This is a genomic window from Corallococcus sp. AB030, from assembly GCF_003668965.1.
Lineage (GTDB): Bacteria > Myxococcota > Myxococcia > Myxococcales > Myxococcaceae > Corallococcus > Corallococcus exiguus.
In genome coordinates this window covers 1-5,258 of sequence record NZ_RAWQ01000352.1, presented here as the reverse complement: position 1 = coordinate 5,258, position 5,258 = coordinate 1, and the positions used below count along the sequence as shown (strand labels likewise).

Annotated in this window: 6 protein-coding genes; 3 read left to right on the top strand and 3 right to left on the bottom strand. The window is 70.3% G+C overall.

The annotated features are described in order from the left end of the window. Positions 1-148: 148 nt before the first annotated feature. On the bottom strand, positions 149-1,423 hold the full coding sequence (locus D7Y15_RS42020; RefSeq protein WP_121756069.1) for a myxosortase-dependent phytase-like phosphatase: 1,275 nt from the start codon (positions 1,421-1,423) through the stop codon (positions 149-151). 139 nt (positions 1,424-1,562) lie between these two features. On the opposite strand from D7Y15_RS42020, the gene gmd reads away from it, so the two are divergent. Both gmd and D7Y15_RS42010 read left to right on the top strand, forming a co-directional pair. Continuing rightward, the gene (gmd, locus tag D7Y15_RS42015; RefSeq protein ID WP_120581034.1) at positions 1,563-2,534 is read left to right on the top strand and encodes a GDP-mannose 4,6-dehydratase; all 972 of its coding nucleotides are present in this window, start codon (positions 1,563-1,565) and stop codon (positions 2,532-2,534) included. A 1-nt stretch (position 2,535) separates the two neighbouring features. Beyond that, positions 2,536-3,459, top strand: coding sequence for a GDP-mannose 4,6-dehydratase (locus D7Y15_RS42010; protein ID WP_121756068.1), 924 nt, complete (start codon positions 2,536-2,538; stop codon positions 3,457-3,459). A gap of 17 nt (positions 3,460-3,476) precedes the next feature. On the opposite strand, the gene D7Y15_RS42005 is transcribed toward D7Y15_RS42010, so the two are convergent. Beyond that, on the bottom strand, positions 3,477-4,211 hold the full coding sequence (locus D7Y15_RS42005) for a hypothetical protein (protein ID WP_233605302.1): 735 nt from the start codon (positions 4,209-4,211) through the stop codon (positions 3,477-3,479). 94 nt (positions 4,212-4,305) lie between these two features. Here D7Y15_RS42005 and D7Y15_RS42000 point away from each other — a divergent pair, with 94 nt between their 5' ends. Then, positions 4,306-4,818 carry an NADAR family protein gene (locus D7Y15_RS42000; protein WP_121756066.1) on the top strand — a complete coding sequence of 171 codons (513 nt, stop codon included), beginning with the start codon at positions 4,306-4,308 and terminating at the stop codon, positions 4,816-4,818. Here D7Y15_RS42000 and D7Y15_RS41995 read toward each other — a convergent pair. Further along, the coding region (locus D7Y15_RS41995) for a NigD-like C-terminal domain-containing protein (protein WP_304988699.1) at positions 4,808-5,258 on the bottom strand (451 nt) is incomplete at its 5' end. The two genes, D7Y15_RS42000 and D7Y15_RS41995, sit on opposite strands and share 11 nt — an antisense overlap.

Sequence of the window (5,258 nt, the reverse complement as noted above, 5' to 3'; positions counted from 1 at the left end):
CGGGGGGTGGGGTGTTGGCGGGTGCGGGCGTCGGGCCGCCCTTGCAGGCGGAGGCGAGCACCGCGAGCGCGAGGACGGAGGAACGGAAGGAGCGCATGGGGCGCGCACTTCATCCCGCCCCCCTGTCGCTTTCAACCCGCTTCGAGCGTCAGCTCCGGCGCCGGCGGCCCAGGAGCGACATGGCCAGCAGCCCCAGCGTCGCGATGGCCGGCACCGACGTGCTGGTGCACCCACAGCCGCTGTCGTCGTCGGTCCCGCCGCCACCGCCATTGGGGTTGCCGTCGCCCGGATTGACGATGACGCCGCCACCGCCGTCGTTGCCGGTGCCGCCGTCCACGCCGCCGTCCACGCCGCCGTCCGCCGGCTGCTGCGCGATGATGAGCGGCGGCGAGAACGCCCGCGCCACGTTGCCCCACGAGGTGAGCTTGAGGTTGTCGGTCAACGTGCTGCTGCTGACGCCGTCATGCGCGACGAAGAGCCCCTCCGGGAAGGCCGTGCCCAGCGCGCCCGAGTAGGCCACCAGCCCGCGCGACTGCTCCACCGCGTCCGTGCCGCCGTCCTGCACCAGCTGGAACGCGCCCACCCGGCCCAGCGTGCGCCGGTCGAAGACGACGAAGGTGTTCGCGCTCGGATCCGTCGCCACGAGGTAGCCGTCCACCCCGGACGCCTCGTACAGCGCGAGGCGCCCCACGGACGTCAGGCCGCCGTCCCCCAGGCCCACCACCTGCGTGCCCAGGATGCCGGCGTCCGCGTCCGCGCCATAGCGGTAGAGCCCCTGCCCCTGCTGCGCCACGTAGAGCGCGCGGTACGCCGGGTCCACCACCAGCCCCATCACCCCACCCGCCGGGATGTCCCTCACCGGGGTCGCCGTGACGCCGCCGTCGGTGGGCGTCAGCTCGAACTGCCGCAGGCCGCCGGCCGCGAGCCCCCCGAAGGCCTGGATGGTCCCATCCGCCCCTCGGGCCAGCCGCACCGTCCCGTAGCTGACGCCCACGTCCAGAGGGGCCGTCGTGGGTGACAGGCGGGTGAGCCCGCCACCATCCGCCGTGGCATCCATCACGTAGGGAACGAGCCCCGACAGCGTGGGGTTGGCGCTGAGCACCAGCGCCGCGTTCGTACCGCCCGCCAGCGGGAAGCCGCCCAGCACGTCCACGCTCACGGACGTGCCCTCGGTGTTGCCCTGCACCTCCCCGCCGTCCAGGGCGTAGGTGAACAGGCCGTTGTTCTGGTCCGCCGTGATGAGTCGGCTCGCGGCCGGGTCGGCCGGGTTCACCCACAGGGCCACGTCGTTCACGGTACCGCCCCCGGAGCGCGCTCCGGGCTGGGTCTGCACGGTGTAGGGCACCGCCACGGGAGCCGTCTGGGCCCCCGCCGCCGTGCTCATGAGCACGACCGTCAATGCAGGGAGGGAGAGGTTGCGCATGGGCGGCTCCTGGGCAGGTCGCTCCCTACCTAGGCATAGGCACGTCACTCTTCAAGTTCCCTGAAACCCTGGAACGGTTGGCAGGAGGCGAAAGCCTCGGGTACAACGAACAGCGTCTCCCAGCGAACAGACAAGGGCCATGGCCAAGCGCGCACTCATTACTGGCATCACGGGGCAGGACGGCAGCTATCTGGCGGAGCTGCTCCTCAAGAAGGGCTACGAGGTGCACGGCATGGTGCGCCGCTCTTCCGAGGAGAAGTTCGAGCGCATCGCGCACCTGCAGGGAAAGGTGACGCTGCACCAGGGCGACCTGCTGGATCAGTTCTCGCTCGCGGCGCTCTTGAACCTCACCCAGCCGGACGAGGTCTACAACCTGGCGGCGCAGTCCTTCGTGCCCACCAGCTGGAACCAGCCGGTGCTCACCGGTGAGTTCACCGCGCTGGGCGTGACGAAGATGCTGGAGGCCATCCGCCACACCCGCCCGCAGGTGCGCTTCTACCAGGCGTCCTCCAGCGAGATGTTCGGCAAGGTGCTGGAAGTCCCGCAGTCGGAGGACACGCCCTTCTACCCGCGCAGCCCGTACGGCGTGGCGAAGGCGTACGGCCACCACATCACGGTGAACTACCGCGAGTCCTTCAAGCTCTTCGCGGTGAGCGGCATCCTCTTCAACCACGAGTCGCCCCGCCGTGGCCTGGAGTTCGTCACGCGCAAGGTCACGTACAACGTGGCGCGCATCAAGATGGGCCTCCAGGACACGCTGCCCATGGGCAACCTGGACGCCAAGCGCGACTGGGGCTTCGCGGGCGACTACGTGGACGCCATGTGGCGCATGCTCCAGCAGGAGACGCCGGAGGACTTCGTCGTCGCCACCAACGAGACGCACACCGTGCGGGAGCTGGTGGAGATCGCCTTCTCGCGCGTGGGCCTGGACTACCAGAAGCACGTGAAGATCGACCCCGCGTTCGTGCGCCCCGCGGAGGTGGACCTGCTCATCGGCAAGTACGACAAGGCCAAGGAGAAGCTCGGCTGGGAGCCCACGGTGCGCTTCAAGCAGCTCGTGGAGATGATGGTCGACGCGGACCTGGAGCGAGTGAAGGCAGGACAGCGGTAAGATGCGCGTCCTCGTCACGGGAGCGGATGGATTCGTCGGCCGTCATGCGTGCGCTACCCTTCGGGCGGCCGGCGATGAAGTGGTGGAGGTGCACGGGCCTCGCGGCGAGGGCATCAGCAGCACCGCGTTGCACTTCGACATCGCCGATGAGGCGAAGGTCAAGGCGGCGGTCTCCGAGGTGAAGCCGGACGCGGTGCTGCACCTGGCCGGCTTCAGCTCGGTGGCCAAGAGCCACCAGAACCCCGCGCGCGTCTTCGCGGTGAACACCATGGGCGTGGTGCACCTGCTCACCGCCCTGCGTGAGAGCGCCCCCAAGGCGCGAGTGCTGCTGGTGGGCTCTGGTGAGGTGTACGGCCCGGTCGCGGAGGGAACGCGTGCCGAGGAGTCCCACCGGCACGTGCCGCTCAGCCCCTACGCGGCGTCGAAGTCCTCGGGGGAGCTGGCCGGCGAGCAGTTCTTCCGCAGCTACGGCATGGAGGTCATCCTCGCCCGGCCCTTCAACCACCTGGGCGCGGGGCAGGACCCCACCTTCGTGGTGCCGTCGTTCGCGGCGCAGATCCGCGCCATCGCGCTGGGCACGGTGGACCCCATCCTGCGCACGGGAAACCTGGACGCCATCCGGGACTTCTCCCACGTGAAGGACGTGGTGGACGCGTACCGGCTGCTGCTGCTCAAGGGCGAGGCCGGCCAGGCCTACAACGTAGGCAGCGGCGAGGGCCGCACCATCCGGAGCCTGCTGGAGGAGATGCTCCAGCTGTCCGGCGTGCAGGCGAGCATCGAGCTGGACCCGGCGCGGCTGCGCCCCTCGGACATCCCCAGCCTCGTGGCGGACCCGGGCAAGCTGCGCGCGCTGGGCTGGGACCCGAAGCTCACCGTCGCGGATGCGCTGCGCGACGTGCTGGGCCCCCGGGTGGGCTCGCACTGACGCACCGCTGGCGCACCTTACGTAGGGCGCGCCAGCGACTGCCACGCCTCCAGGCGCCGGTCCAACGCGGTGAGGGCCCACAGGTCCGCCGCGTTGCCCGGCTTCACGGCGGCCAGGTCCCGCTGGAGGTACTCGCGGGCCTGCACCTCACCCCACTCCGACAGGATGCGCAGGGCCATCAGCGACGGCTTGCGCGCGACGAGCCGCAGGAGCACGTCCTGCACGCGCGGACTGCGCTCTGCGTCCGCCAGCCGCTGCACGGCCTCGTGACGGCCCTCCGGCGTGGAGTCCTCCGCCTCCAGGGGCGCGGCCAGCTCCGCGAAGCGCGCCTCGTCCAACAGCGCCGCGGGACGCCGGCTCTCCCAGTGCTCCACCGTCACGGTGGTGCGGCCCCGGGCCACGCACTCGCGGCGGATGCCGTCGTTCTTGAGCACGTCCAGCACCCGCTCCGGCGCGGGCGTGCCGCCCTCCACCGTGCGCAGCGCGCGCTGGGACAGCATCGGGGACTGGCCCAACAGGTGCGTGCGCAGCACCGTGGCCTCCACCGTCTTCTCGTTCCCGGGCGGCACCCGGTCCCACTTGAGGAACACCTCCGCGATGCCGCGCTCGCGCACGTACCAGCGGTACTCCAGCCACACCGCGCCACCCCGCTCCGCGAAGCGGGGGTCCGAGGGCTCGTGGAGGCGAGGCGCACCCTCCCGCGTACCGGTGAAACAGCGGTCCAACAGCTTCTGGGCTTCTTGAAGTCGCATGGGGAGCGGACGGCCATTGTAGGGCCCCCAGTCAGGTTCCTCCATCGCCGCACGTTCGTGTCACTATTACACGAAGATTTCAAGGAGGCCTGGGATGGGCACGACGACGACGGCGCGGTTCACGTTCTTCTGGAAGGAAGATTCCTTCTTCTCGCAGTGGCACCCGTCCGTCTTCACGGTGGACGGCGTGCGGTACACCTGCGCGGAGCAGTACATGATGGCGGGCAAGGCGCGCCTGTTCGGTGACACGCGCGTGCTGGAGCAGATGCTGCGCGCCGCTACGCCCAAGCAGCACAAGGCGCTGGGCCGCAAGGTGACCCCGTTCGACGCGGCCCTCTGGGAGCGCGAGCGTGAGCGCATCGTCTACGAGGGCAACCACGCGAAGTTCACCCAGCACCCGCACCTGTTGGAGGCGCTGCTCGCCACGGCGGGCACGGAGCTGGTGGAGGCCAGTCCCCTGGACCGCATCTGGGGCGTGGGGCTCTCCGCGGAGAACCCGCTCATCCAGGATCCGTCCAAGTGGCGGGGGCTGAACCTGCTGGGCAAGGTGCTGACGCGCCTGCGCGAGGACCTCCTCGCGCAGGGCCATGCACCTGTCAGAACTTGAAGTTGGCGGACTGGTCCGGCACGCCGTTGAAGTCCAGGTGGAGCGTGGCGTGGTCGCCGTGGCCCTTCTCGCTCCACTCCTGCTTCAGCGTGGACAAGTCAAAGGCCAGTTCCTTGTAGACCATCGCCTTGCACCGGTCGTTGTTCGCGTCGTGGAGCAGCGTGAGCTCCGCGCGCGGCTCACCCGCGGCCGTCTTGGTGAAGCGCCCGTCCCACGCGAGGCCGTAGCGGTGCTCCTTGCAGCCGCCGCCGTGGCGGACGTTGAGCGTGAGCACGTTGCCCTTCACGCTCTGCGATTCAATGCCGAGCGGGTCGCGGGGCGCGGGCGTCTCCGTGATCTCCAGGGGCATGACGATGGGCGCCTCCTGGTTCTCCGCCTCCGCCGCGGGCGACTCGGCCTTCTTCTCCGGGGGCGTCACGGGGGTGGGCGGCGCCTCCTCC

Coding starts and splice junctions, on each gene's coding strand:
- D7Y15_RS42020 (WP_121756069.1), bottom strand. CDS start 1,423: ATGCGCAACCTCTCCCTCCCTGCATTGACGGTCGTGCTCATGAGCACG.
- gmd (WP_120581034.1), top strand. CDS start 1,563: ATGGCCAAGCGCGCACTCATTACTGGCATCACGGGGCAGGACGGCAGC.
- D7Y15_RS42010 (WP_121756068.1), top strand. CDS start 2,536: ATGCGCGTCCTCGTCACGGGAGCGGATGGATTCGTCGGCCGTCATGCG.
- D7Y15_RS42005 (WP_233605302.1), bottom strand. CDS start 4,211: ATGCGACTTCAAGAAGCCCAGAAGCTGTTGGACCGCTGTTTCACCGGT.
- D7Y15_RS42000 (WP_121756066.1), top strand. CDS start 4,306: ATGGGCACGACGACGACGGCGCGGTTCACGTTCTTCTGGAAGGAAGAT.